27 protein-coding genes and 3 pseudogenes are annotated in these 25,006 nt (G+C 71.7%); 13 read left to right on the forward strand and 17 right to left on the reverse strand.

Features of this window, described 5'->3' with window-relative positions:
- The 4 genes from ABIA32_RS32895 to ABIA32_RS32910 all read right to left on the reverse strand — a co-directional run.
- The coding region (locus ABIA32_RS32895; RefSeq protein ID WP_370103473.1) for a chaplin family protein at window positions 1-107 on the reverse strand (107 nt) is incomplete at its 3' end.
- Between the two features lie 92 nt (window positions 108-199).
- Window positions 200-439 carry a chaplin gene (locus tag ABIA32_RS32900; protein WP_370103448.1) on the reverse strand — a complete coding sequence of 80 codons (240 nt, stop codon included), beginning with the start codon at window positions 437-439 and terminating at the stop codon, window positions 200-202.
- Between the two features lie 59 nt (window positions 440-498).
- A complete protein-coding gene (locus ABIA32_RS32905; protein ID WP_370103449.1) occupies window positions 499-738 on the reverse strand; it encodes a chaplin in 240 nt (79 codons plus the stop codon).
- A 216-nt stretch (window positions 739-954) separates the two neighbouring features.
- Window positions 955-1,197: a chaplin gene (locus ABIA32_RS32910; RefSeq protein WP_370103450.1), complete on the reverse strand. Its 243-nt coding sequence runs from the start codon at window positions 1,195-1,197 to the stop codon at window positions 955-957.
- 315 nt (window positions 1,198-1,512) lie between these two features.
- Here ABIA32_RS32910 and ABIA32_RS32915 point away from each other — a divergent pair, with 315 nt between their 5' ends.
- Window positions 1,513-1,755, forward strand: a complete 243-nt coding sequence (locus tag ABIA32_RS32915; protein ID WP_370103451.1) for a chaplin — start codon at window positions 1,513-1,515, stop codon at window positions 1,753-1,755.
- A gap of 136 nt (window positions 1,756-1,891) precedes the next feature.
- Here the strand turns inward: ABIA32_RS32915 and ABIA32_RS32920 are convergent, their stop codons facing one another.
- A complete protein-coding gene (locus ABIA32_RS32920; protein ID WP_370103452.1) occupies window positions 1,892-2,218 on the reverse strand; it encodes a chaplin in 327 nt (108 codons plus the stop codon).
- Between the two features lie 238 nt (window positions 2,219-2,456).
- Between ABIA32_RS32920 and ABIA32_RS32925 the strand changes: the two genes are divergently transcribed.
- A complete protein-coding gene (locus tag ABIA32_RS32925) occupies window positions 2,457-2,972 on the forward strand; it encodes a hypothetical protein (RefSeq protein ID WP_370103453.1) in 516 nt (171 codons plus the stop codon).
- Window positions 2,973-2,990: 18 nt separating this feature from the next.
- On the opposite strand, the gene ABIA32_RS32930 is transcribed toward ABIA32_RS32925, so the two are convergent.
- From ABIA32_RS32930 to ABIA32_RS32940, 3 genes are all read right to left on the reverse strand, one after another.
- Complete coding sequence (locus ABIA32_RS32930) at window positions 2,991-4,733, reverse strand: glycosyl hydrolase family 18 protein (RefSeq protein ID WP_370103454.1); 1,743 nt, start codon at window positions 4,731-4,733, stop codon at window positions 2,991-2,993.
- A 95-nt stretch (window positions 4,734-4,828) separates the two neighbouring features.
- Entirely contained in the window at window positions 4,829-5,104 is a 276-nt protein-coding gene (locus ABIA32_RS32935; protein ID WP_370103455.1) for a hypothetical protein, read from the reverse strand.
- Window positions 5,105-5,154: 50 nt separating this feature from the next.
- Entirely contained in the window at window positions 5,155-6,060 is a 906-nt protein-coding gene (locus ABIA32_RS32940) for an NAD-dependent epimerase/dehydratase family protein (protein ID WP_370103456.1), read from the reverse strand.
- A gap of 153 nt (window positions 6,061-6,213) precedes the next feature.
- Here ABIA32_RS32940 and ABIA32_RS32945 point away from each other — a divergent pair, with 153 nt between their 5' ends.
- On the forward strand, window positions 6,214-7,074 hold the full coding sequence (locus ABIA32_RS32945; protein ID WP_370103457.1) for a MerR family transcriptional regulator: 861 nt from the start codon (window positions 6,214-6,216) through the stop codon (window positions 7,072-7,074).
- Here ABIA32_RS32945 and ABIA32_RS32950 read toward each other — a convergent pair.
- The gene (locus tag ABIA32_RS32950; protein WP_370103458.1) at window positions 7,058-8,485 is read right to left on the reverse strand and encodes a lipase maturation factor family protein; all 1,428 of its coding nucleotides are present in this window, start codon (window positions 8,483-8,485) and stop codon (window positions 7,058-7,060) included. The genes ABIA32_RS32945 and ABIA32_RS32950 overlap by 17 nt on opposite strands.
- Before the next feature lie 134 nt (window positions 8,486-8,619).
- Between ABIA32_RS32950 and ABIA32_RS32955 the strand changes: the two genes are divergently transcribed.
- Complete coding sequence (locus tag ABIA32_RS32955; RefSeq protein WP_370103459.1) at window positions 8,620-9,282, forward strand: LysE family translocator; 663 nt, start codon at window positions 8,620-8,622, stop codon at window positions 9,280-9,282.
- Between the two features lie 28 nt (window positions 9,283-9,310).
- Here the strand turns inward: ABIA32_RS32955 and ABIA32_RS32960 are convergent, their stop codons facing one another.
- Complete coding sequence (locus ABIA32_RS32960) at window positions 9,311-10,615, reverse strand: MFS transporter (protein ID WP_370103460.1); 1,305 nt, start codon at window positions 10,613-10,615, stop codon at window positions 9,311-9,313.
- 335 nt (window positions 10,616-10,950) lie between these two features.
- On the opposite strand from ABIA32_RS32960, the pseudogene ABIA32_RS32965 reads away from it, so the two are divergent.
- Window positions 10,951-11,865: pseudogene (locus tag ABIA32_RS32965) on the forward strand (MFS transporter); the annotation flags it as partial.
- A 354-nt stretch (window positions 11,866-12,219) separates the two neighbouring features.
- The gene (locus ABIA32_RS32970) at window positions 12,220-12,636 is read left to right on the forward strand and encodes a cupin domain-containing protein (protein ID WP_370103475.1); all 417 of its coding nucleotides are present in this window, start codon (window positions 12,220-12,222) and stop codon (window positions 12,634-12,636) included.
- Window positions 12,637-12,661: 25 nt separating this feature from the next.
- Here ABIA32_RS32970 and ABIA32_RS32975 read toward each other — a convergent pair whose 3' ends face one another.
- Entirely contained in the window at window positions 12,662-12,787 is a 126-nt protein-coding gene (locus ABIA32_RS32975; protein ID WP_370103461.1) for a hypothetical protein, read from the reverse strand.
- 11 nt (window positions 12,788-12,798) lie between these two features.
- On the opposite strand from ABIA32_RS32975, the gene ABIA32_RS32980 reads away from it, so the two are divergent.
- Window positions 12,799-12,927 (forward strand): hypothetical protein, encoded by a 129-nt coding sequence (locus ABIA32_RS32980; protein WP_370103462.1) that lies wholly within the window; start codon window positions 12,799-12,801, stop codon window positions 12,925-12,927.
- Window positions 12,928-13,376: 449 nt separating this feature from the next.
- Entirely contained in the window at window positions 13,377-13,967 is a 591-nt protein-coding gene (locus ABIA32_RS32985) for a transglycosylase SLT domain-containing protein (RefSeq protein WP_370103463.1), read from the forward strand.
- A 204-nt stretch (window positions 13,968-14,171) separates the two neighbouring features.
- Here the strand turns inward: ABIA32_RS32985 and ABIA32_RS32990 are convergent, their stop codons facing one another.
- Window positions 14,172-14,810 (reverse strand): PepSY domain-containing protein, encoded by a 639-nt coding sequence (locus ABIA32_RS32990; protein ID WP_370103464.1) that lies wholly within the window; start codon window positions 14,808-14,810, stop codon window positions 14,172-14,174.
- Window positions 14,811-14,934: 124 nt separating this feature from the next.
- On the opposite strand from ABIA32_RS32990, the gene ABIA32_RS32995 reads away from it, so the two are divergent.
- Together ABIA32_RS32995 and ABIA32_RS33000 are read left to right on the forward strand one after the other, a co-directional pair.
- Window positions 14,935-15,612, forward strand: coding sequence for a response regulator transcription factor (locus tag ABIA32_RS32995; RefSeq protein ID WP_370103465.1), 678 nt, complete (start codon window positions 14,935-14,937; stop codon window positions 15,610-15,612).
- 112 nt (window positions 15,613-15,724) lie between these two features.
- Window positions 15,725-17,140, forward strand: coding sequence for an ATP-binding protein (locus ABIA32_RS33000; RefSeq protein WP_370103466.1), 1,416 nt, complete (start codon window positions 15,725-15,727; stop codon window positions 17,138-17,140).
- Window positions 17,141-17,169: 29 nt separating this feature from the next.
- Here the strand turns inward: ABIA32_RS33000 and ABIA32_RS33005 are convergent, their stop codons facing one another.
- From ABIA32_RS33005 to ABIA32_RS33015, 3 genes are all read right to left on the reverse strand, one after another.
- Window positions 17,170-19,188, reverse strand: coding sequence for a hypothetical protein (locus tag ABIA32_RS33005; protein WP_370103467.1), 2,019 nt, complete (start codon window positions 19,186-19,188; stop codon window positions 17,170-17,172).
- 266 nt (window positions 19,189-19,454) lie between these two features.
- On the reverse strand, window positions 19,455-20,585 hold the full coding sequence (locus tag ABIA32_RS33010) for a flavin-containing monooxygenase (RefSeq protein ID WP_370103468.1): 1,131 nt from the start codon (window positions 20,583-20,585) through the stop codon (window positions 19,455-19,457).
- Window positions 20,586-20,712: 127 nt separating this feature from the next.
- A complete protein-coding gene (locus ABIA32_RS33015; protein WP_370103469.1) occupies window positions 20,713-22,368 on the reverse strand; it encodes a LuxR C-terminal-related transcriptional regulator in 1,656 nt (551 codons plus the stop codon).
- Between the two features lie 69 nt (window positions 22,369-22,437).
- On the opposite strand from ABIA32_RS33015, the pseudogene ABIA32_RS33020 reads away from it, so the two are divergent.
- Window positions 22,438-22,695, forward strand: a pseudogene (locus ABIA32_RS33020) (site-specific integrase); the annotation flags it as partial.
- Between the two features lie 287 nt (window positions 22,696-22,982).
- On the opposite strand, the gene ABIA32_RS33025 reads toward ABIA32_RS33020, so the two are convergent.
- Window positions 22,983-23,372, reverse strand: a complete 390-nt coding sequence (locus tag ABIA32_RS33025) for an NADAR family protein (protein WP_370103470.1) — start codon at window positions 23,370-23,372, stop codon at window positions 22,983-22,985.
- 212 nt (window positions 23,373-23,584) lie between these two features.
- On the opposite strand from ABIA32_RS33025, the gene ABIA32_RS33030 reads away from it, so the two are divergent.
- The gene (locus tag ABIA32_RS33030) at window positions 23,585-24,235 is read left to right on the forward strand and encodes a hypothetical protein (protein WP_370103471.1); all 651 of its coding nucleotides are present in this window, start codon (window positions 23,585-23,587) and stop codon (window positions 24,233-24,235) included.
- Window positions 24,236-24,384: 149 nt separating this feature from the next.
- The gene (locus tag ABIA32_RS33035; protein WP_370103472.1) at window positions 24,385-24,852 is read left to right on the forward strand and encodes a hypothetical protein; all 468 of its coding nucleotides are present in this window, start codon (window positions 24,385-24,387) and stop codon (window positions 24,850-24,852) included.
- Here the strand turns inward: ABIA32_RS33035 and ABIA32_RS33040 are convergent.
- Window positions 24,818-25,006: pseudogene (locus tag ABIA32_RS33040) on the reverse strand (hypothetical protein); the annotation flags it as partial. The gene ABIA32_RS33035 and the pseudogene ABIA32_RS33040 sit on opposite strands and share 35 nt — an antisense overlap.

The raw sequence follows: 25,006 nt of genomic DNA on the forward strand, positions 1-25,006 counted from the left end.
ATGTGGATCGGGACCTGGATCAGGTTGCCCGACAGGAAGCCCGGGGAGTTGGTGGCGGTGCCGTTCGCGGTCGCGTCGGCCGCGGCCGCTCCCGCACCACCCACCATCAGGCCGACGGCCGCAACGGAGACGGCAGCGGCGGACTTGAACTTGCGCACGATGAATCTCCTACGGATTAGCGGATGGGGGAGGAGGCTGCTCAGCTGTTGGAGCAGGCGTTGCCGAACGCCGGGTTCAGCGCGCCGATGACGTTGACGGTGTTGCCGCAGACGTTGACCGGGATGTGGATCGGGACCTGGATCAGGTTGCCCGACAGGAAGCCCGGGGAGTTGGTGGCGGTGCCGTTCGCGGTCGCGTCGGCCGCGGCCGCTCCCGCGCCGCCCAGCAGCAGGCCGACGGCCGCGATGGAGACGGCGGCGGCGGACTTGAACTTGCGCACGATGAATCTCCTACGGAATTGCGAATGGATAGGAAGGACTGCTGATCGGTTGCTGGTGATCAGCTGTTGGAGCAGTGGTTGCCGAAGACCGGGTTCAGCGCGCCGATGACGTTGACCGAGTTGCCACAGACGTTGACCGGGACGTGGACCGGCACCTGAATGGCGTTGCCCGAGGCGAATCCAGGGGAGTTCTCGGCGGTGCCGTTCGCGGTGGAGTCGGCCGCGGCCATGCCCGCGCCCGCGAGGGAGATGGCCGCGGCGGCCGCGGAGAGCGCGGCGGCCTTGGTGACCTTGTTCATGGTGGAATCCTTTACTGAGGGCGCCCGTCCTGACTGGAGGGGACGCAAGACGAAACGAGCGCCGAGGTCCGTGAGACACGCTGTTCTCGAACGACCACTCGGACAGCCGATAGGGATTCGCCCGCCGGGCCCGCAGCGATCGCCGGGGCCGTCGTTGGACGGAGGGCCCGGCCGCAGGATGCGGCCGGGCCCTCACGCCGTGAGGCTGAGTGGAGGTCAGCCCTCGTTCGAGCAGTGGTTGCCGAACGCCGGGTTCAGCAGGGCGATCACGTTGACGGTGTTGCCGCAGACGTTGACCGGAACGTGGACCGGGACCTGGATCAGGTTGCCCGACAGGAAGCCCGGGGAGTTGCTGGCCGTGCCGTTCGCGGTGCCACTGGCCGCGGCGACGCCACCACCGGCGGCGAGCAGACCGGCCGCCGCGACGGAGACCAGAAGGCCGCGCTTGGTGTTGACCATGGGAGGTGTCCCCTCTCGTGAGGATCTCGGGAAGTCTGCGGAGCCAGCCATTTCGGGCCGAAAGTCCGCACTTGGTAATCCGGTCTCTCCAACGAACCGGTCGGCCCCAGGACATGGGTCATGGGGAGCTCCACTCGAATGGGCGCATGTTCGGCGGAATCCAACTTCCGGGTGATTGTCCGGTGAGTCCGGTGACGGGCCGGAGAGGACGTCGTTGGTCGTGGTGCCTGCTGCTCGGCAATTGCGCAGGCCCCGCCGTCGGTCAGTTGGTCGGCCGGTTCCATGGCGCGGTCCATCGTGTGAGGAAGAGAAGTCATGACGAACGTTCTGAAGGGCGCCCTGGTCGCCTCCGCCGCTGTCGGTGTCGTCGCGGCCGGCGCGGGCGCAGCCTTCGCCAGCTCGCACGCCTGCGGCGACACGTCCAACTCCCCGGGTGCCATCAGCGGCAACAACATCCAGGTCCCGATCCACATCCCGGTCAACGTCTCCGGCGTCACGGGCAACCTGGTCGGCGTCCTGAACCCGGCGTTCGGCAACCACGCCGAGAACGAGGGCTGACAGGCCCCGCGGCGCACGACGATCGGCCCTGCTCCATGCTCGGGAGCAGGGCCGATGCGTATTATCGGGGGTGACGGCGCGTCAGAGCGGCGCGACGTCGGGGGTCTGTCCGCTTCTTCCGAGTGCCGTCCGGATATCAATCGCAGTCCTGGTCGGTGGCGACGACGTCATCGTCGTCGTGGTGGTGCCACCAGTGGTGCCAGACCACCTGGGACTCCGCTCCCTCGCCGGACGCGCAGCGGTTGCCCACGGCCGGGTTGAGCAGGCCGACCACGTTCACCGAGTTCCCGCAGACGTTCACGTCCGCGTCGACCGGTACCTGTACGAGGTTGCCGGACAGGAAGCCGGGCGAGTTGGACACCTCGCCGTTGGCCGTCGCGTCCGCGCTGGCTACGCCGGAGGCGGCGAGCAGCAGGCCCGCTACCAGTACACCGGCGGCTACCAGTCGGGAGGGTGTGCGCATGGTTGCTCCTTGCTGTGCAGGCGGGAGCCGTCGCGCCATCGCGACGGTCACCCGGCGTGTTCACAGCAACACTGTGCGTGGCTGATCGGCGGCCTCGGGGACGGCGCGGCGCAGAGTCGCCCGCGCGGGTGAACCGGGCCTGGGCGCGGGTCGGGCGGTGGCGGGGCGCGGACCGGGCGCGGTTCCGGGCATGGGGCCGGGTGCACGGGGCCTTTCGGCGGCAGACGATAATGCAGGCATGCGTCACCGTTCCCGCGCCGCGTTCGCGCTCTCCGCTCTGGCCCTGTCCGCCGCGCTCGCGCTGTCCGGCTGCGCCGGCAGCGGGGTCCAGCGAGAGGAGCCAGGGGCCGCGCAGTCCTCGATCCGGACCAGCGCGGACGGCACGGATCTCTCACTTCTGGGGCGCAACGTCGACCTGAAGATCTCCAAGGCGGCGGTGCACCTGGGCGCCCCCGGCGGCGCCCAGCTGGAGCTGGGTGTGGTCAACTCCGGACCGGTGACCGAGCACCTCGCGGTCGCCTCGGTGGCCGGCAAGGTGGCTGACCTGAGCGGCGGCGACCCCCACGCCAACCCGCTCTCGACGGCCGGCGTGCTGATCGCCTCCGGCACGACCGCGGAGTTCGGGTCGGCCAACGGGCCGAAGATCGTCATGACGAACGGCGCCGCCCTCAAGCCGGGCGGCACCGTCCCTGTCATGCTGCAGTTCGGGGTGGCCGGGATGATTCGTCTGGACGTCCCCGTCCTCGCGAACTGAACCACCGCGAGGCCTCGGTCACGCGACCGAGAAGTCGTCCGCGTTGACGTCGCCCTGGCCGTACCAGCCGTGGACGAAGACCGTCACCGTGCCGTTGGAACCGGTGGTGAAGTGCACCGTCAGCTGATTCCAGCTGCTGCCCGAGGACCAGGTGCTCGCCGACGCGCCGCCGGTCACCCCGATGTACGCGTACGGCCCCTGGACCCAGCCGGTCAGCGTGTAGGCGTGGTTGGGGGAGAGGGTCAGCGTCTGGTCGCACTCGCCGGTCGTGGAGGCGCTGGGGACGACCAGTAGGGCGTGCGAGCCGCTGTGGACGGGGGAGGAGACCACCGCGCTGCCGCTCTGGCAGGTCCACGGGCTGAGGCTGCCGCTCTCGAACCCGCCGTTCACCAGGCTGCCGCCCCCGCCCCCGCCGCCGCTCGTGGTGACCGTCAGCGTGTACGTGGCCGTGTGGCTGCCGGAGGCGGCCGAGCCGGTGACCTTGATCGGGTAGCTCCCGGCCGGGACCGAGGCGCCGACCGTCGCGGTCAGCGTGCTGCTGCCGCCCGCCGTCACCGAGGTGGGGCTGAGGGCGAGGCTCACGCCGGAGGGCGCGCCGCTCGCGCTCAGGCTGACGCTCTGCGCGCTGCCGGAGGTGACCGCCGTGCTGACCGTCGCCGTCGCCGAGCCGCCCTGCTGCACGGAGGCCGAGGCGGGGCTGAGGCTGAGCGAGAAGTCGTTCTGGGTCGTGCCGCCACCGCCGCTGGTGAACGGCTCCATGGCGTGGCTGAAGTCCCAGGTGCCCTGGCTGATTCCGGAACACGTGTCGGAGCCGCCCGTACCCGGGCAGCCGCCGTTGTCGCGCTGCAGCGCCCAGAAGGACAGCTCGGCCAGGCCCTTGCTGGTGGCCCAGCTCTCGACCTGGGTCGCGTCGGCCACGGTGGTGGTCTCGGCGGCGCCGTAGTCGTCGATGCCCGGCATCATGGTGATGCCGACCATGTTCCACAGCTGGGCCGCGGACTTGGCCGGGTAGAGCGAGGCGAGCTGGCCCTCCAGGCCGGTGGCCGCGTTCTCGGCGTCGGTGCCCATGTGGTGGGTGGCGCCGTCGTAGTAGTCGAAGGTCATGATGTTGACCACGTCGACGCGGGCGTTGTTCTGCACCGCGTTCTGCAGCACGGCCAGCCCGCTGGAGGCGAGCCCGTTGGTGGTCGTCGGCAGCGTGTAGGAGAACTGCACGGTGTGGCCGGTGCTCGCGGCCCAGGACTCGACCTGGGCGATGGCCTTGTTGCGGCGGTCGATGCCGGCGCTGTTGGTCAGCGAGTTGTCCTCGGTGTCGAGGTCGATCCTGGTCACGCCGTAGGTGGTGACGACCGACTCGTACGCGGCGGCGATGGAGCTGACGTTGGTGCAGCTGTCCGCGATCTCGGTGCCGGTGTTGTCGGCCGTGTAGCCGCCGAAGGAGGGGACGACGTCTCCGCCGTTCGCCTGGATCGTGGCGATCTGGCTGCCGAAGGTCGAGGAGCTGATCGGCTGGCTGGTGCTGCCGTTCCAGTAGGCGGTGCAGGAGCCCTTCGTCGCGGCCTGTACGAAGGCCATGCTCAGGTACTTGGCGCCGGAACTGGACGACAGCGTGGCCGGGTTGTCGCTGCTGTAGGCCTCGAAGTAGGGCGAGAAGACGTGGGCGGGCAGAGGTGTGTTGGCCGCGTGCGCCGTGGGGGACGCGGCGACCGCCAGGCCGGCGCCGAGCAGCGCGGCCGTGAGCAGGGTACGGACGGATCTCATGCAGGACTCCCGTGGGGTGGAGTGGTGCATTGCGGGGATGTCAGAACCCTGCCAATGATTGGACTAGACCAAATAACTGTCAAGAGTGTTAACAGTTAGCCGTTCTGACCGACCATCGGGTACCCCTCGAGCAGCGAGCCGGTGCCCTCGTAGACCGGGTACTGCCAGCCGGCGCCGAGGGCCGGGATCCGGATCAGCGCGATCGCGCCGCTGGGTACCCACGTCCCGGCTCTGAAGGCCTGCTTGATCCGCTGGCTGGCCTGCTGCTGCGCCGCCGTGGGGAGAGGGCTCTGCCCCCAGGAGAGCCAGGCGGCGAAGAGACCGGTGAGCGCACCTGCGACGATCAGCAGCTCGCCGAGCTCCTGCAGCACCACGCGCAGCGTCGGCTCAGGCGCGCCCGGCCGTCACCCGCGCCCGGCTCTCACGCCCGCCACGCCGCGACGCCTTCGACGCTGTTGCGGTGGCTCGGCTTCCAGCCCAGCTCCGCCTTGGCCTTCGCGTTGTTCAGCCGCAGGTTGGTGGTCATCGCGATCGAACCCAGCGGCGCGAAGGGGCGCAGCAGCCACATCGGCATGGTCATCGGCTGCGGGGTCCCGTAGGCGTCCGCGACCGCGCGCAGGTGCTCGGTCCAGCCGACCGGCTCGTCGTCCGCGATGTTGTACGCCTGTCCGGGCCGGCCGTGGTGCAGCGCCGCGACGACCGCGCGGGCGGCGTCCGGCACGGCCGTCCAGGCCAGCTTGCGGCCGTGCTCGGCGACGCCGGGCAACATCCGCTTGCGCAGCATCGGCACCACCAGCGAGTCGGTGACGCCTGGACCGTAGAACAGGCCGTAACGCAGCGCGACGCCGTCCAGGCCGTCCGCGTTCAGCATCAGCTGCTCCTTGACGCGCATCGCGCCGACGTGGCGCTCCAGCTCCGGGCTCGTCCCGGGCGGGCCGAACAGGTCCGCGTCCTCGACCAGGGCGTGGTCGCCGTGGTCGCCGTACCCGTAGCCGTACATCATCGACTCGGCCACCAGCTTCCGCGCCCCGGTCGCCCGCGCGGCGTCGACCAGGTTCGGGGTACCGAGCGCGCGCAGCGCGTTGGTGGGGTCCATGTCCGCGTGTCGGGCGAGCGTCTTGCCGCTCAGCCCGGTCGCGGCGTGCACGACGGCGTCGAACTGCTGCCCGTCCACGGCGCGCAGCACGGCGTCGCGGTCGAGCAGGTCGGTGCGCAGGTCGTTGTCGGCGCCGCGGCCGAGGGTGGCCACCTCCTGCCCGTCGGCGCGCAGCGCCGCCACGATCTGCTGTCCCAGGACCCCGCTGCCACCGGCCAGTAGCACTCGCATGACTGTCTCCTCGTTGCGTCGATCCGCGTTCTCACGCTCGTCATAAAGGGAGACAGAACAGACCCGCGGAACGTGACACGCGACGGTGGGTTCTTCGAAGAATCCTCGCGAGCTTGACCCTGACACAGTGGGAGGCTCTGGACTGGAGGGGTCATGTTCACCATCGGAGATTTCGCCGCCTACGGCCAGGTGTCGGTCCGCATGCTGCGTCACTACGACGCGCTCGGGCTGCTGCACCCTGCCCGGGTCGACCCGTACAGCGGCTACCGCTACTACGAGGCGGCCCAGCTGTCCCGGCTCAACCGGATCATCGCGCTCAAGGACCTCGGCTTCAGCCTGCAACAGGTCGGCGAGGTGCTGGACGCGAAGATCGGCATGGAGGAGCTGCGCGGCATGCTGCGCCTGCGACAGGCCGAACTGGCCGAGACCGTCGCGAGCGCGGCGGCCCGGCTGAACCAGGTCGAGGCGAGACTCCGGACCATCGAAAGCGAAGGCAGCATGCCCACCGACGAGGTCGTCCTCAAGTCCCTTCCCGCCGTGCGCCTGGCCGTGCTGACCGGCACCGCCGAGAGCTTCGACCCGCGCCACATCGGCCCGGTCATCGGCCCGCTCTACCGCAGTCTGCACGAGCGGCTGACCGCCGCGAACGTGCCGGTCACCGGTCCCGACATCGCCTGGTACCAGCAGGCAGGGACGGAGCTCGGCGAGCCGATCGTGGTGCACGCGGGTGTCTCGGTCGCGCTGGATCCCGGTCCGGTGCCGGGCGCCGACGGCGTCGAGGTGGTGGAGCTGGCCACCGTCGAGCAGGCGGCGACGATCGTCCACCGCGGCGACATGGACCAGGTGCTCGGCTCCGTCCAGACCCTGGCCCGCTGGATCGAGTCCACCGGTCACCGGGCCGATACGCTCGGCCGCGAGCTGTACCTGAACTCCTGCGGCCCGCAGGCGGAGTGGGTCACCGAGATCCAGTGGCCGCTGGTGGTCCCCCCGGACGCTGTCAGTCCTGTGAGGTAGGACTGACGCGAGGAGCGACACGCGGGCTGCGGGACAGCGTGCGGTGGTACGCGCCGACGAGCTCGCGGTGCCACCAGGCGCCGGTGGCCCGCCGTTCGTCGCGAGTGGTGAAGCGGTAGCGGTAGAGCGTCGCCCGGACGTGGGCGGGCGGCGCGTCCGCGAAGGGATTGCCGTCGCGGCGCAGCAGCCGCAGCGTGTCCGGGTCGCCCGCCAGCAGCTTGCGCAACAGCGGCGCGAGCCACGGCCGGGCGTAACCGGGGTTCAGCCCGGCGAACCACATCAGCCAGTCGAGGCGGAGATGGTACGGGGCCCACTGTCCGGGCCGGCGGCCAGGGTCGCCCGGCTTGCCCTTGAACTCGTAGGCCAGCCACGTGCGTCCATCGGCGCTGCCCTCCAGCACGACCTCGTGGCGCAGCCGCGTCACGCTGCCGAAGGCGCCGTAGGTGTTGACCAGATGGAGGGAGTCGAAGGAGCGGTTCATCACCTGACGGGAGGAGAGCAGATTGCGGGCGGGTCGGTAGCTGAGCCCGAGGACGAGCGCCGCGTACGCCAATACGACGACCTGGAACCAGACGGGAGTGGCCGGGTAGACGTGTCGCGTCCCGCTGCTGACAGCGCTGAGCGCCAGGGTGATCGTCAGCCAGTTCAGCCAGGCGAAGTTGCCCGACAGCACCAGCCAGAGCTGGGTGACGACGATCAGCCCGGCCGCGACCGTGGCGCCGGGCTGCGGCAGGAACAGTGCGACGGGCGCGCCGAGCTGCACGACGTGGTTGGCTCCCGCCTCCGCGCGGTGCAGCGGCCTGGGCAGATGGTGGAACCACCAGCTGAGCGGGCCCGGCATCGGCTGCGTCTCGTGGTGGTAGTAGAGGCAGGTCAGCTCCCGCCAGCAGCGGTCCCCGCGCAGCTTGATCAGCCCGGCGCCGACCTCGACCCGGAACAGGATCCAGCGGAGCAGCAGCAAGGTCGTGATCGGCGGCGCGACATCGGCGTTGCCCAGGAAGACCGCGAGCGCGCCCGTCTCCAGCAGCAGCGACTCCCACCCGAAGGAGTACCAGGTCTGGCCCACGTTGACGATGGAGAGATAGAGCGCCCACAGCAGGAACCAGCACAGCATCGCCGCCCAGAGCGGCACCGCGTCCGCCGCCCCGGCCGCCACCGCTGCGGCGAGCGCGCAGCCCGTCCAGGCGAGGCCGGAGAAGAGACGGTCCGAGTAGCGCCAGTGGAACAGCGTCGGAGCCTCCCGCCAGCTGCGCCGGGCCAGGTAGCGCGGCACGGGCAGCAGCCCGTGCTCGCCGATCAGCGCCCGGCCCTGCCGCGCGGCGGCGAGGAAGCCGACGAGGTAGACGACCGCGAGCGCACGCTGGAACAGCAGCCTGCCCAGCCAGTACCCGGACGCGTCCAACCAGCGCATGCTTTCACTCTGCCCCAGCGGGCGGGCGACGCCAGTCGCAGGCGCGGAACCCGACCGGATGAACGGCGCGCCGCTGCCGTGCCGCCTCGGGAAATCCCTCGCGCTGTGCCCGGGCACGGGGCTAGCGTCGAAGTATGCCGCCGACCGACCGCCTGCTCGCCTTCGTCGCCCTCGCGACCGTCATCATCGTGATCCCCGGCCCGAGCGTGCTCTTCGTCCTCGGCCGGGCGCTCGCCCACGGCCGACGGACGGCGCTGCTCAGCGTGGTCGGCAACACCCTCGGCTCGCTGCTGCTCGTCGGCGGGATCGCCGTCGGCCTCGGCCCGCTGCTCGCCGGGTCCGCGCTCGCGCTCACCGTGCTCAAGCTCGGCGGCGCGGCCTACCTGGTCTACCTGGGCGTCAAGGCCTACCGGCACCGCGGCAGCCTCGCCGCCGCCTTCGAGGCCGTCGCCCCGGCGGACCGCCGCGCCGCCCCGCGCAGCGACCTGCGGACCCTCGCCGAGGGCCTCGTCGTCGGGGCGAGCAACCCGAAGACACTGATTTTCTACGCCGCAGTGCTGCCCCAGTTCGTCGCGCGCGGCCACGGCGCGGCCCCGCTGCCGCTGCAACTGCTCGCGCTCGGCCTGATCTTCAACCTCATCGCGCTGACCTGCGACTCCGCCTGGGGCCTGGCTTCCTCGGCGGCGCGCTCCTGGTTCGCCCGCTCGCCTCGCCGGTTGCGCGCGGTCGGCGGCGCGGGCGGCCTGGCCATGATCGGCCTCGGCGTCACCGTCGCGGCGACGGGCCGCACGGACTGACGCGGCCGACCGAGCACGCGCGGCCGGTTCACCGCTCCGCAGGCAGCGCCTCCAGCGGGCGCTCCACCGCATACGCTGCCGCGACCGACGCCCGGTCGAACACGTGCCAGGTCGCCGCGGCGACGCCGAGCGCCACCACGAAACCGACCCAGTACGGCGCGGTGACCCCGAACCGCGCCGCCAGGCCCCCGCCGAACAGCGCGCCGACGCAGTTGCCACCCGCCGCGATGAAGAGGTTGGAGCTGCTGACCCGGCCCATGAGCGCCGACGGGGTGAGTCGCTGGCGCAGCGAGTTGCTGACGATGCTCCAGAGCGCGCCGTGCACGCCGAAGGCGAAGAGCATGAAGCCCAGGAACCAGGCGCTGTGTGAGGTCGCCAGCGCGAGGTGCAGGGCGGCCTCGATCAGCAGGCCGATCCGGATCGTCCAGGTCGCGGTGACCCAGCCGACCAGCCGGTCGCCGATCGCGGAGCCGAGGATGCCGCCGATCGCCATGCAGGAGAAGAGTGCGCCGTAGCCGACGGCGCCGAGGCCCAGCCGCTCCTTGGCGAGCAGGACGAGGACGGCGATCGCGGCGGTGAGGGTGACGTTGAGCAGGCCGATCAACAGCGCCATGGTGCGCAGCAACCGCTGCCGCATCAGCCAGCGGAAGCCCTCGGCCATGTCCGCGAACACCGACCGGCGCGCCGACCGCCCCTCGGCGATCGCGCCGTCCACGCCCGCCACCCCGTGCACCCTGTCCACGGCGTCCGTTGCCCGGAAGCTGCCGCCGACCAGGCCGATCAGTACCGCGCTCACCGCGTAGGTGCCGGTGTTGACCAGGAACGGCAGCCCCGCCGCCAGCGCGAAGAGCAGGCCGCCCAGAGGCCCCGAGATGACGCCCTGCATCAGCGTCGCACCCCCGGTGAGCCACCCGTTCGCCCGCTCCAGCAGCGGCCGCGGCACGACTGCGGGCAGCATCGACTGGCTGGCCGCGCGGAAGACGACCTCGCCGCTGTTGACCACGAACAACACGGTGTAGAGCACGGCGATGCTGGGCCGACCGACCAGCAGGCTCGCCGCCAGCAGCCCCATCGCGCCGAACCTGGCCCAGTCCAGAGTGACCATCAGCCGCCGTCGGTCCACCCGGTCGACCAGCACCCCGCCGGGCAGCGCGAAGAGCAGCCAGGGCAGCCACGCGACCGCCGACGCCGCTGCCACGACCAGCGGATCGCTGGTCCGCGAGGCGACGAGCAGAGGTGTGGCGACCGTCGCCAGTCCGCTGCCCATGGCCGACGCGGTGCTGGCCCCCCAGAGTCTCGCGAAGCGAGCGCCCAGCCGGTTCGCCTCGTCCACGGAGCCTGACGGCCCCTCACGATCGGCCTGCCTCGCGCTGTCAGCCTGCCCCGCGCTGTCCGCCCGTCCGGCCTGTCGGCCGCCCGCCCCCGCCGTCGCGCTGTCTGTCACGGGCACCGAAACTAGCAAGCACCCGCACCGAGGACCCAGTGCTTTTTCTGCAGACGAACAGCCGTTCCGCCGCTATTATCGCCCGCATGCGTACGCATCTCTCCGGGCCGCACTAGACGGACCGCCGCCGCCGCAGTGACAGGACGTGCTGAAGCCCCGCCGTCCTGATCCGCGTGCCGCCTTCCGTCGTGCCCTGTCGGCTTCCTTCCGCTCGGAGAACTCCCATGTCCCGCCCTGACCAGGGCGGCGCGTCGTCGTATCGCGCCGTCCTCGCCCTGCCGCATGCCCGCGGCCTGTTCGTCGCCGGCGCGCTCGCCCGGCTTCCCTACGGCCTGCTCTCCCTCCCCCTGCTGCTCGCGCTGCGCCAAGCGGTCGGCTCCTATGCCGGGGCCGGAACCGCGTTCGGCGCGTTCGGGCTGGTCAGCGCAGTCCTCGGCCCCTACAGGGCCCGGCTCGTCGAACGCCGTCCCGTCGCGCTGATCTGGCTGTCCGGCGGATTCGCGGCGACGCTCGCCGCGATCGCGCTGCTCGCGGCCCAGACCCGGCTGCCCGAGGGCGCGGCGCTCGCGCTCGCCGTGGCGGCCGGGGCGCTGCCACCGCCGGTCGGCCCGCTCCTGCGGGCCCGCTGGAGTGCCATGTCCGGCGGTGAGGCGCAGCGCCAGGCCGCGCTGAGCCTGGACACCGTCGCCGAGTCGACCGTCTTCGCCACCGGCCCCGTCCTCGCCGGTGCGTTGCTCGCGGTCGGCAGCCCGCCCCTGGCGCTCGCCGCGTGCGCGGCCACGGTCGTCGTCGGCTTCGCCGCGCTCGCCTCGCTGCTCGCCCGCATCCCGGCCCGGGTCCAGGCCCGCGCGTGGACGGGGCGGCGGGACAGCTCAACGCCGCAACCGGGCCCGGACTGCGGCCCGCGGGCCGGGGTCCCGTTCCGCTCCGGTGCGTTCGTCTCCCTTCTCGCGGTCGTCCTCGCCGTCGGCTGGGCCGTGGCGATGGCGGAGCTGGCGGTCGTCGCCGCCTGGGGAGCCGCCGTGTCCGGGCCGCTGCTGGCGTTCTTCTCCGTCGGCGGCGTTCTCGGCGGGCTCCTCTACGGCCGCCGCAGCTGGCGCTGGTCGCCGCGGCGGCGGCTCGCCGCCCTGGGCGCGGCCGGTGCGCTCTGTCACGCGCTGCCGGCCCTGCTCTTCGCCCCGGCCGGCGCGGCTGTCGCGCTGCTCTGCGCCGGTGCGGCCACGGACGCGGCGCTGATCACCGCGTACCTGCTGGTCGAGGAACTGGTGCCGGAGGGCGCTCGCACGGAGGGAAGCGCCTGGGTGAACACCTGCTTCAATCTCGGCGTCGCCCTCGGTTCCAGCGTCGCGGGCCTGCTCCTGGGCACTGCCGTCGGCGCGCGCGGTGTCCTCGTCGCCGGCGCCGCGGGCGCGGCGCTGCCGGCCCTCGGGCTTGTTTCGGTCCGGCTGCTGAAATTCGGTGGACAGCGACAGGGCCCAGCAGAGACTGGGCTCATGACCACACATCAGGCTCAGCCCGCGCCCGTGGACCTCGCCGCCGCGCTCGCCTCCTTCGACGACCTGTGGAGCCCGCGCATCGTCGCCGCCGTGAACGACTACGACGTCCGCATCGCCAAGGTCCAGGGCGAGTACGTCTGGCATTCGCACGCCGACACCGACGAGTTCTTCCTCGTCCTCGACGGCGAGCTCACCATCGGTCTGCGCGAGCCGGACGCCGCCGAACGCTCGGTGACGCTGACGCGCGGCTCGGTCTTCGTCGTGCCGCGCGGCGTCGAGCACCGACCGGAGTCCGCGACCGGCGCCTCCATCCTGATGTTCGAACCCACCGGGACGCTCTCGTCCGGCAGCTACGACGGTGAGATCCCCGACCACATCGACTCCACCACGGGCCACGCCCTCACCTCGGGCTGACCCCGGGCCCGCCCGACTCCCCCCTTCATCGCTCCTCGTCCGCGCCCGGACCGCCGCTCAGCAGCGTCACGAACGCCGCGTGCAGGCCGGGCGCGGCGACGAGGACACTCTCCACACCCGCCCGCCACGGCCCGCCCCGCACGTCCGCCACTTGCCACGAGGTTGACCGAGGTTGCCCACCGCCGCGACCGCGGGCAGGACCGCCGCGCGCTCGGCGTCGACTCCGCCGAGACCGTGATCGTCGGCGAGGCGGTGAAGCGCCCCGGCGTGAACCACGTCACGCTGCGCTGATCCCTCGCCGGTCGCGATGGCGGTGACCCGCGTCACGGTGACGGGGTGACCCGGCTCACCCCGCCCCGCTGCGCCTTCCCTCCCGGAGCCCCGCGTCCGTGCTCCGAGAGCGGCTCAATAGAGCCGATTCAGGAGGTTTGGAGCAGTTGAACCCACTCTGATCAGCTATGCGGCTTCTCCTGTGGTTTGGACCACTTAGGGCGGAAGTCCCTTGCCCGGCCCCTGGGCGGCGTGTGACCGTGGAGAAAGTTGAGCGGAGAACGCGGTCGATTCCACGGTCGCGGATGGGCGCCAGGCGCCCCGGCGAAAGAGCCCCGCCAACGACAGAAAGCTCGACTGAAGAGCCCGTGACGCGGTGTGTGCGCCGGGCGGGTCGACATCAACTGCCAGTTCCCCGAGCGGCACCCCCTTGCCTCGCGCAGGGCGTCGCTCATGACTTCTGGAGCGACATGCGTCTCGCCTTCCGTACCCCTGCCCGCCTGACCGCCGACGTCCTGATGGCCTCGGCCGTGGCCGGTGCGCTCCTCATCACGCAGAGCGCCTCCCCGGCCAGTGCCGCCGACCACAAGGCCTCGGTGAGCGAGCGAATACCCGCCGGCGCGGCCTCGAAGCCCGCCGCGAAGACCGAAACCAAGCCCGCGGCGAAGCCCGCCGCCCACCCGGCCGCGAAGCCGGCCGCCAAGCCCGCAGCCCCGGCCAAGAAGACCTACGCCAACGACCTCAACGGCTGGATCTCCGAGGCCCGCGACGTTCTCGCCGCCCACGGCGACAAGGTCCCCTCTGCGGGCTCCGTCTACGCCCGCGCGATGACCGAGTCCTCCGGCAACCCCCACGCCGAGAACCACTGGGACTCCAACGAGGCCCTCTACGGCGGCACCTTCGGCCTGATCCAGACGATCCGACCGACCTTCGCGCAGTGGTCCCTGCCCGGCCACAAGGACATCTTCAACCCGGTCGACTCGATCATCGCCGGCGTCCGCTACGCGAACGACCGCTACGGCTCCTTCGAGAACATCGCCTACGGCAAGCAGGGCTACTGACCGGGCGAGCCCGCTGAAGATCGCCATCGGACGGCGTCGCGCTCGCTGCTGACTGGCGGCCGGCCGTCGGCCCACGCGGCGGCCGCGCTTCCCGCCCGGGCCCCAGCCGGAAAGGTTCACCCCAGGTCGTCGACCTGGGGTGAACCTTGAGTTGGCGGCGAGTTCGCGCACACCGACGTCAACGCGTAGCGGCCAAAGGGGACTTCAGCCGCCCAGCACGGTGTTGGACGTGATGGTGCCGGTCGCCCCGTCGAGCGTCACCAGGTGGCGGACGCCGTCGGGGCCGAGCACGGTCGCCAGCCAGGCGCTGCCGCCGCCCTGCTCCGGGACGGACGCCAGCGACTCGACCTTGCCGCCCGTGACGGCTGCGACCGCCTTGGTCACGGCCTGGTCGGCCGGGAGGGACGGCAGGGGCGCCGGGGCGAGCTTCGCCCCGTCGGCTCCGGGCACCGGCAGCTGCTGCGGCAGGGTCTGGTCGCCTCCGACGAGACCGCCAGGGACCTTCACGGCCTGGCCGCCCTCGACCACCACGGCACCGCCGCCCGGCCCGCCTTCGGCCATCAGGCGCTTGAGCCCCGGAAGGCCCTCCGGGCCGACCGCCACCGCACGAACGCCGCGCTCGTCTCCGTGGTGCACCAGGGCAGCGGTCACCGCCGCCGTACCGCCGACGAGGACCAGACCGGCCACACCGCCCACGACCCAGCGGGAACGGCGGCCCCTGGCCAGGAGGCGGAAAGGGCCGCGCCGCGGTGCGGGCGCCGTCGCGGGGGTCCCGGCCCCGTGGTCCTCGGCGCGCTCCTCGGGTTCGTCGGGCGCAGCGCCCGGTGTGAGCGGCTCGCTCATCTTGGCTCCTTCATGGGAATCGCACGGGTTCGGATGCCGAGAATCCCGCAGCGACGCTGAAGACCAGCTGAAGATCTTGAAGCCTGCTTCAGCTTCCGACCGGGCGGCCTGCCACTCTGGACGCGTGCGCGTACTGATAGTGGACGACGAACGGCGGCTTGCCGCCGCGCTGCAGCGCGGCCTGGAGGCGGAGGGCTTCGCCGTCGACGTCGCCCACGACGGGATCACCGGGCTGCGGCAGGCGACACGGAGCCCGTACGACGTCGTCGTGCTCGACATCATGCTGCCGGGCCTGAACGGCTACAAGGTCTGCTCGATGCTGCGAGCGGGCGGCTGCCGGTCGGGCATCCTGATGCTCACGGCGAAGGACGGCGAGTGGGACGAGGCGGAGGCGCTGGACACCGGCGCTGACGACTTCCTCTCCAAGCCCTTCTCCTACGTCGTGCTGGTCGCCCGGCTGCGCGCGCTCGCGCGCCGACTCGGCGAGCGGCAGCCGCGCGTGGTCCGGCTGGGCGGTCTGACCGTCGATCTCGGCGCCCGCACCTGCCTCCGGTCCGGAGACCAGATCCGGCTCACCGCCAGGGAGTTCGCGGTGCTCGAACACCTGGCCCTGCACGCGGGCGACGTGGTCTCCAAGCGAGACATCCTGGACGCGGTCTGGGACGAGCACTACGACGGCGACGCGAACGTCGTCGAGGTCCACGTCAGCGCGCTGCGCCGCAAGATCGACGCGCCGTACGGCCGTGCGGCGGTGCAGACCGTGCGCGGCGTCGGCTACCGGCTGGCGGTGGACGGTGGCTGACTCGGCCCGGCCCGCCCGCCATCGCGTCCGGCTCTCACGTCTCCGGCTCTCACATCTCCGGCTCTCACATCTCCGGCCTTCGGGTGTCCGCGCACGGGGAGGCGCACTGCGGGTGCGGCTCACCCCGCGCTCGGTGCGGGCCCGGGCCACGCTCGCCGCCTGCGCGGTGGTGGCCGTCGCGCTCACCGTCGCCTCGCTCGCCATGCTCAGCCTGCTCCGCGCGAACCTGCGTGGCAACGCCGAGCAGAGCGCACGGGTGCAGGCCGTGGCCGTGGCCAAACTCGCCGCGGACGGGCGCCTCACCAAGCTCGTCCCGCTCGGCCGCGGCACGGACTTCGTCCAGGTGGTGGACGCCGAAGGCCGGGTCGTCGCAGTCAGCCAGAACGTCGTCGGACGCCCAGCCCTGGCACTTGTTCCGCCCGCGTTGCCCGAGGCCGACGCTTTCGGGCAACTGGGCATCGAGGTGCACCAGCAGGTCACCAGCGTCGTCGTCGACACGCCCAAGGGCCAGGTGGTCGTCCACGCCGGCGTCTCGCTGGGCGCGGCCGACGACGCCGAGTCCACCACCGCGCTGATCCTCGCGGTCGGCTGCCCGCTGCTGCTGCTCACCGTCGCGCTGGTGACCTGGCGCGTCACCGGTCGGGCGCTGCGCCCGGTCGAGGCCATCCGGAGCGAGGTCGCCGCCATCGGTGAGCAGGAGCTGCACCGGCGGGTGCCGATCCCCCGCGGCGACGACGAGATCACCCGTCTCGCCACGACCATGAACGGCATGCTCGACCGCTTGGACCTCGCCGGCCGACGGCAGCGCCAGTTCATCGCCGACGCCTCGCACGAACTGCGCAGTCCCATCGCGGTCCTGCGCACCCAGTTGGAGGTCGCCCTGGGCCACCCCGACGCCGCTGTGCGCGCGGAACTGGTCGAGGGCGCGCTCCAGGACGCCGAGCGCCTGCAGGCGCTCGCCGCCGACCTGCTCTTCCTGGCCCGCCTGGACGCGGGGTCCGCGGACCGGCCGACCGACCCGACCGATCTCACGGAGCTGGTCCGCGCCACGGTCCGGCGCCGCGGCTCCACGCTTTGTGACGTCGTGTTCGACGAGGTCGAGGGCGAGGGCGAGGTCGTGGGCGAGGGCGAGGTCGAGGGCGAGGTGATCGTGCCGGGCAACCGCCTCTGGCTCACCCGGCTGGTCACCAATCTGGTCGACAACGCGGAACGGCACGCCCGCCGGACGGTCCGGATCCGGGTCCGCAGGGACGAGGTCACCGGGGAGGGCGTACTGGAGGTGTTCAACGACGGCCCCGCCGTCGACCCGGCCGACCGGGAGCGCATCTTCGAGCGCTTCACCCGCCTGGATGACGCCCGCAGCCGCGACGACGGCGGCACCGGCCTGGGCCTGCCCATCGCCCGCGACATCGCCCAGCACCATGGCGGCACCCTCGCCGTCGTCGATTCCGTCCAGGGCGCGACATTCCAGGTGCGCCTGCCGCTGACTCAGGCGTGCGGATCACCCCAGGTCGCTGACCTGGGGTGATCCTCGGGCTGGTTCACTGCGAGAGATTGTCAGGCACGGATGGCGAAGTACTGCCACGCGCCGGTGGTGCTCAGGTTGGCGGTGTCGGTGCTGCTGCGCACATAGGTCGCGTCGATCCGGTACAGAGCGCCCACCGGCAGACCGGGGGTCAGCTGCAGAACGGTCGTGCTCGCGGTGTCAAGCTTGGTGCAGGCCGACCGGCCGAGGTCGTGCCAGGCGCCGGACCAGTAGCGCTGCACGTCGAACACGACGCACTGGGACGCCTTGCCGGGCGACACGGTCACGGTGAACTGCGGTCCGGCGGCGTGGTGGTAGACCCGGTAGAGCGTGCTCCCGGACCAGGCGCTCGTGTAGTAGCCGCGGAGCGCCTCCTGCATCCCGGCGTAGCCGCCGACGGAGCTGGACGCGGTGGAGGGGCGGTAACCGGAGTCGCCGGCGAAGACCGCGCTGAGCGTGGTGCTGCCGGTGACCCGGTAGAAGCCGGCCAGGTTGCCGTGGGCGTCCACCGTGCCGGTCCTGACCAGGACCTTGGCGCCGCCGTTCGGCTGGGCGTAGATCGAGACGCGGCGGCTGTCCCGCGTGGTGCCCAGGTGGGCGGTGATCGTCGCGGTCGCGCCGTAAGCGTAGGACCGGGCGTTCGTGGCGATGCCCAGCGCGGTGACGACCCTGACGTCGACCGTGGTCGTCGCCGACGCTGCCGTGTGCACGGCGTCACCGGCGTATGAGATCTGGTAGCTGTAGAGGCCGTTCGTCGGCACGGTGTCGGTGAAGGCGAACCGCCCGAGGTCCCAGGACGCTCGCACGTCGGGGAGCTGCACGGGCCGGTGATCCGCCGCGCTGGTCCGGGTGACCTTGACGACCGGGCTGCCGCTGAAGGTGTGGCTCGTGTCGAGCGCCCCGCGAATCGTGAACGCGGTGCCCGGCACGACGCCGACAGGGGCCTGCAGGCGCGCGGACGTCTTGGCCTGCTGCGGGTCGTCCTTGAAGATGTGCAGCACCGACTGCGTCGCGAAGCGGTCCCGGGTGACGGCGAACAGCTCCGACCCCCCGGGGCCCCAGGCCAGGCCACGGTTGCCGAGATGCATGTCGCGCGCGAAGAAGTACAGGTTGACCGGGGCGGTGTCCCCGGCGGCGTACACGCCGGCGACATCCGAATTCGAGGTGAAACTCCCCGCCGCGACGGTGCCGTTGGGCGAGATGGCCACGCTGTCGGGAGCGCTGTCGAGAGAGCCGGGGTACGCCCCGACCTCCGCGAGGTCAGCGAGCCGGAAGACCCGGTGGTTCAGCACGGTCATACCGGTGGTCGGCTCCGCGCTGGCCAGCACGAGCTGCCGGCCGTCCGGGGTGATCGCCATGTCGTTGAGGGTTGCCACGAAGATGGGTTTCGCCGAGGCGACCGGAGCTCCGGACGACACGTCGTACACGCCGACCCTGGCGGAGTCGTCGCCACCACCGCTGCTTCCGCTCTGATCGCCGATCACGAGCCTCCCGGGCGCGGCGGGCGACGCCGCGAGCAACGGCGCGGTGTACCAGTGCTGCTGGACCGGGTTCACCACGGCGGTGGGCGTCGCGGCGCCGATGTCGACGGAGCCGATGCCGGTCGGGTCGGACGGATGCGCGCCCGCGTAGCTGAACCAGAGCTTCCCGCCGCTCACCGCGACAGAGCTGGGCGCCAGCCCGCCAGCGACGGGATAGCGGGCGGACTCCGTCAGCGTGCCGGTGTCGATCGCCGCGATCGCGTGCGCCGTCCCGAGCCCGACGTAGAGCTTGCGCCCGTCGGCCGACAGGGCCATGCCGTCGGCGTCCTGCTCGGAGGTCATGGTGGCGACGGTCTTCCCGGCGAGGTCCGTGACCAGGATGCCCTCGGCGCCCGCGGCGAAGAAGATGTGACCGTGTGCGCCGTCCACGACCAGCTGGCTGATGGCACCGACCGGCAGCGTGACATCGGTCGGGTCAGCCTGCGCGGCGGTCGCGGTCGGGCCCAGGGCGGTGACCAGCCCTGCCACGACGGCGGCGGTCGAAGCGAGTGAAAATCTCTTGAGTTGCACGAAGAACAGTCCCCCTGAACAGCATCGGATGCGACTCGAACACTAGCGCAGATGATCACCTGCGTCCGGGGCTGTCGAGGCGTTTCGGGCCAAGGGAACTGACGGAACGCCAGCACGCGTTGAGCACCTACCGGACGGTAGTCAGGACCGTCCCCCACGCGGACCGAATGAGATCGTGCCGGTTGGTATGACCGACTCCCTGGGGGCCTAGCAGGACCCTCAGTCGTGGTCGTACGGTTCGATCCGCTCCCACTCTTTCCCAGCTTTCAAGCCCGCTCGGCACCCGCGACTTCCGCCTCGCGGGTCGTTGGGCCCGTCCGCGCCGCTCGGGCTGCGATGCGCTGTGCCACGTAGCCGGCGTCCCGGTCGATGCCACCGATCAGCATGGACGCGAAGGAGTACAGGAACGGCACCCCGACGAAGTACAGGCCGGGCTCCGGCGACAGGCCGCGCTTCTGGACCGGGTAGCCGTCGCCGTCCGTCACCGGGAGGTCGATCCAGCCGTAGTCCTGCCGGAAGCCGGTGCACCAGATGACGTTCGCGGCCTCGATCACCCGACCGTCGCCCAGGACCGGCAGACCGTCCCGTACGCCAGTCACCCGGTCGAGCACCCGCTCGACGCCCGCCGCCGCGAGGTCGGCCTTCTTCACCCGCAGCAGCGGTGCGCCGTGGCTGCGGACGGCCTTGCGCATCAGCCGGCCGGGCGGCGTGCGGGCGGTCAGGACATGGCGGAAGACGAACCACTGCACGGGCAGGATCAGCCGCGCCCGCCGGGTCTCCAGCCGCCACGGCAACTGCCCGTGGAACCGCCCGCAGAGCACCGTGGGGTGGCTCGCGGCCAGCTCCAGCGCGATGTCGGCGCCCGAGTGGCTGGCGCCCACCACCAGCACCGGCCCCGGGCGCAGCTGAGCCGGGTTGCGGTACTCGCTCGAGTGCAGCTGGCGGATCGCCGGGTCCAACTGGGCCGCGATCGACGGCGTGTGCGGCACATGATGCGGCCCGACGGCCACCACCACCTGGTCGGCCTCGAACCGCAGGCCGCCCGCAGCCACCAGGAAGCCGTCGCCCTGGCGCCGCAGACCGCCCACCGCGACTCCCGGACGGATCGGCAGCTCGAACCGCTGCGCGTAGTCGTGCAGGTAGTCGGCGAACTCGTCACGGGTCGGGAAGGCGTGGCGCGGGCCCGGGTAGGGCAGGCCGGGCAGGCCGTCGTACTTGGCCGGGCTGAACAGTCGCATCGAGTCCCAGGCGGCCTGCCGCCACTGGTCGCCCACCCGCCGGTTCTCGTCCAGGATCAGGAACTCCTGGCCGCGCCGTGCCAGGTGGTAGCCCACCGACAGCCCGGCCTGGCCGCCTCCGACGATCAGGGTGGGCACACGCTCGGTCTCGTTCGTCATGGCTCCTCCTCAAGCCCGGGGCGGGGCCCGCCCGGCCGCCGTCCCGAACGGTTCCGAACCTAGGCGCGACGGCGACGCCCCGCTTCGGGCGAAAGACCCATCCGGTGCGGCGCCGGCCTGCACAGATCTATGCAGATCCCGGGAACAGGCCGTGCTCGAAGGCGTAGGCCGCGGCCGCCGTCCGGGAGGCGACACCGAGCTTGGGGTAGATGTTGCTCAGGTGCCGGGCCACCGTCTTCTCGGACAGGAACAGCTCGCCGGCGATGGCGTGATTGGTCAGGCCCGCGGCCACCAGTCGCAGGACCTCGGTCTCCCGCGCGGTCAGCACCCCCGGGCCGTGCCGCAGCCCGGCGAGCCTCCGGACCAGTTCGAGGTCCGGCGCCGCCCCCAGCCGACGGAAGATCTCCGCGGCGGCGTCCAGCTCCATCGCGGCGCCGTCCTCGTCCTGCAGCGCCCGGCACGCCCTGGCGACCAACACCCGGGCCCGCGCCGCCTCGTAGGGCGCGTCCTGGTCGCGCCAGAGCCGCCAGGCCCGACGAGCGTCCGCCAGGGCCATCCCGGCAGCGTCGCTCTCCGGCTCACCGGTCAGCGCCACGGCTGCGTCCGCGTGCGCGGAGGCGGCGAGTACGGCGGGGGTTCCGATCCGCTCCCCCCGCGCGGCCAGCTCCGCGGCGGCGCTGCGCGCGGCCGCCGGATCGTCCGCGGCCAGCAGGATCTCCACGGCGGCGGGCAGCAGCGGCAGGCGAGCGAACGGTTCGGCGGTCTCGGCCAGCGCCCTCCCGATCGAGAAGGCGGCGGCGTCGGTCCGATGCTGGGTCAGCCGCAGCAGGGCCAGGCCCGGCTGGGCGTCCCAGCCGCACCGCAGCGCGTCCCGGTACGCCTGCTCCGCCTCCTCCAAGCGGCCGCGCAACCGGTGCACTTCGCCCAACTGGTAGTACGCCGCCCCGGCGACCTGCTGCCCGAAGCCGTCGGCCACCTCCCGGCAGATGCCCTCGGCCTCCCGCTGCGCCGTGGACCAGGCGCCGCCGAGCCGCAGCACCGCCACCCGGTGCACCCGGCACAGCCCGTGGTAGGCGCCGGTGAACTCCGGCTGCGCGCCGTACCAGTCGGCCAGCGCAGCGGTCCACTCACGCGCCCGGTGCAGGTCCTGGAGCTCCGAACAGGCCCCGATCACGCTGCAGTAGACCATGCCGGTGGCACGCGGGCTCAACTCTCCCCCGACCACCGCGACCATCGCCTCGTCCAGCCGTGCCAGCCCCTCCTGCGGACGGTCCAGCCGGATCAGCGCACGGCCCAGGGCGTGAAGCGCCATCACGCGCAGATCCGGATCCCCGCAGCCGATCCCGAGGTCGACGGCCCGGGCGGCCAGGGAAGCGGCAGCGGCGAAGTCGCCCGCCTCGAACAGCCGGCGGGTCTGCGCGGTGAGCAGGTACCCACGCTCGGCGCAGTCGGAACGATCGCCCACCAGCCGTCCCGCCCGTTCGGCCCACCCGGCGGCCCGGGCGAAGGAGCCGTTGAACCCCAGGCTGCTCTGCAGCCAGAACGCGCAGCGCAGTGCCCGGCCCAGTTCTCCGGCCGCTTCGTACCCCGTGTAGGCCCGTTCCAGCGCGGCGACCCCCTGCTCGGCGCGGCCGGTCATGTCGGCCGCCTCGGCGAGTTGCTCCAGGTCCTCCGGAGCCAGCGCCGACCGGGCGTCCGCCGCGGTGAACGCCTCGAACGCGGACGACCACGCGCGCCGCCGGTACGCCGAACGGGCCTGGTCCAGTTCTCCGCCGCCGTCCATGCTGCCTCCTGCCGGGCCTGCTCCCATTCCACCCCGACAGGGGGACGCTGTCACGCAGAGCACGCCCCACGCGCCGCCCCGCACGACCGGATGCAAGCGCTGAGGCACGCCTACGCGTCCGTGCTCCTGGATGAAGGGGAAACGATCAAGGCGCTGGCCGAGTACCTCGGGCACGCGGACGCGGGCTTCACGCTCCGTACGGATCCCCACCTCGTGCCGTCGAGCAGTCCGGAACCCGACGCGCTCGACCCCGCTTTCGCACCCGAAGCGCACGCACCGACCGAGCCCGCCCAGGTCGAGTCCACGCATGGTGCAGTGGCGGCCTGATCCGGCTCGTCCGAGGGTCACTCCGCAGGCCCGCCGTTGATCACCGCGATGCGGCAAACTCCCAGCTCACGGCCACATCAGGCAGTACAGCTGGTGCCCCGCGTCGTGGAGCCGGTTCGCGAAGTCCTGCCACTCGTGGAGCAAATGATCACCCCAGGTCGCTGACCTGGGGTGATCCGCGCAAATGGCATCTGACCTGCGGCGGAACCCTTCACTGGTTTTCATCGCTGCCAGCCGTTTTCTGGTGCCGAGTGCACTGAAAGTGCACGGGTGCACGCCGCGCGGGGTCAGTCGAGCCAGGCGGCTCCGATCCTGGCAGCGTCTGCAGCGTCTGCAGCGTCTGCAGCGTCTGCAGCGAGCTCGCTGCGGATCAGCTCCAGCAGCCGTCCGACCCAGTTCCGGCCACGCTTGCCGGCTTCACCCCAGTAGAGCGAGTCCACACTGGAGTAGAGGATCTTGGCGTCGTCGGTGCTGAGCAGGAGTTGCGCGAGCTCGGGGTGCTGGGCGTACTTGGCCCGCATGAGCCGCGCCATGACGGCGGGTCGCGCCTGGGCCCAGCCTGACCGCCGAGGGGCCGCGTCGGCGATTCGCTTCGCGGCGTAGCCAGTCTCGGCCTCCAGGACGGCCCGCTGCTGGGATTCGTCGTCCGTCGACAGGGCGAAATAGGCACGGTCCACGTTGGGATACTCGACGTCGCCCACCCGGATCGGACACGGGAACTCATTGCGCAGCGCCAGGAGGCGGGGGCGTCCGGCCAACCCTTCGGGAAGGACCTGTGCGCAAGGGAGACCGCCGAGGTCTCCGGCTGGACCGGTCCGAAGGCCACTGTCCTGGCGTCGTGGTCGCTGCCTGCTTGGTCTCGTCTGACGAAGTACTCGAGCGCCGAGTCGTGCATCTTCTCGGTGACGACTGTCTGGGCGACCGGCATGCGGCCGCCGGCAGCCAATACCTGGAGCGGCCAGTCCTTGCTGTCCATGTCGCCCAGGGAGTACCGACGCAGGTGTTCGGGGATCGCCAGGTAGGCGTCGAGCAACTGTTGACGACGCTCTTCGGTGCGGTCGGCGAGGTAGACGTCGACTGCGGCCCGGCAACGTGCACTGGAGTCAGGGCGGCTGTTCAGCTTGTCGATCTCGTCACGGACTTCCCCGAGGAGCATCTCCGGGGTGACCCAGGACTTCGGCTCGGCGAACTTCCACGAGGCGACGTGGTGGACCGAGGCCGAGGCGCCCTCTTCGAGTGTGGTGGCGACCCATCCGGAGCGGAGCTTCTGCTCGAACTCAGCCAGGTCGACCAGGCCCCAGCAGTTGACCAGGCCGTCGGCATAGATGATCAGGTCGGTCAGGAAGTAGTTGCCGCCGTTGCGGATGAACGCGTGACGGGTGATGCCTGGGATCTGCTCGCCATCGACGTGGCGGAAGGTGGGGTGCTGGGAAATGGCGGGCAGCATAAGCGTGTTGGGAGGCACCGGGCCCGCGCCTTTTCAAGGGTCGTAGGTGGGATTGCGGGTGTACGCGCCGATACGGCTGGGGTCTGGGAGTGAAGTGGCCGGGCCTGGCTTGGGCCCGCATCGGCTCTGAGAAGCCGTTGTAGTACCGAAGGTGATTGCCGCGTTTCCGCTGGTCAGGAGTGTGGACGGCGCCTAGGTGGCAGGGATGGCATGTCGTGTCGTCTCTTCGGTGGAGGTGCCTGATGCCGTCGGTGATGGGGTTGGAGGAGCGGGAACGTGCGGCTCGGCAGCGGGTTGAGATTCTCCAGGCGGAACTGCGGGAGGCGGAAGGCGTCTGGGAGCGGTTCGTGATCGCCCGTGAGACGGTCTCACAGGTCCTGGCGGAGCCGCTCGAACGCGGGCAGGCGCCGGTTGCCGAGGTCGAGCGGCCGGTTGCGGGTGCGGTGCCCGGCTCGGTTGTGCCGGTGTGGCGGGTGGGGCTCGACGCCGCCGTGCTGGCGCCGGACTACCGGCGGATCATGGACGTGGTCGAAGAGCAGGGCGACGCGGTGGACTGCCGGCAGTTGGCCGCGGCGCTCGGCCCAGAGCCGGTTCCCGCGAAGGTCGAGGGAATGCGTTCGAAGGCAAAGCGCCTGGCCGCGCGGGGCTGGCTGGCCGAGCAGAGGCCGGGGATGTTCAGCAGCGTCGACGGGCGAGGCGGCGGCTCATGACCATGCTCATCGACCACCAGATCATGGCCTCCGAACTGTCGGTGCGGGCCTCGTAGTCACGGGTCAGCAAGCCGAAGCCCTTACGGGCAGACCCTGACCGGGTGAAAATCGGGTTGGTGGCCGTCTGGCCGACGTCGTGCCGCCTTGGCGCGTT

The organism is Streptacidiphilus sp. MAP12-20 (genome assembly GCF_041262525.1).
Classification (GTDB): Bacteria; Actinomycetota; Actinomycetes; order Streptomycetales; family Streptomycetaceae; genus Streptacidiphilus.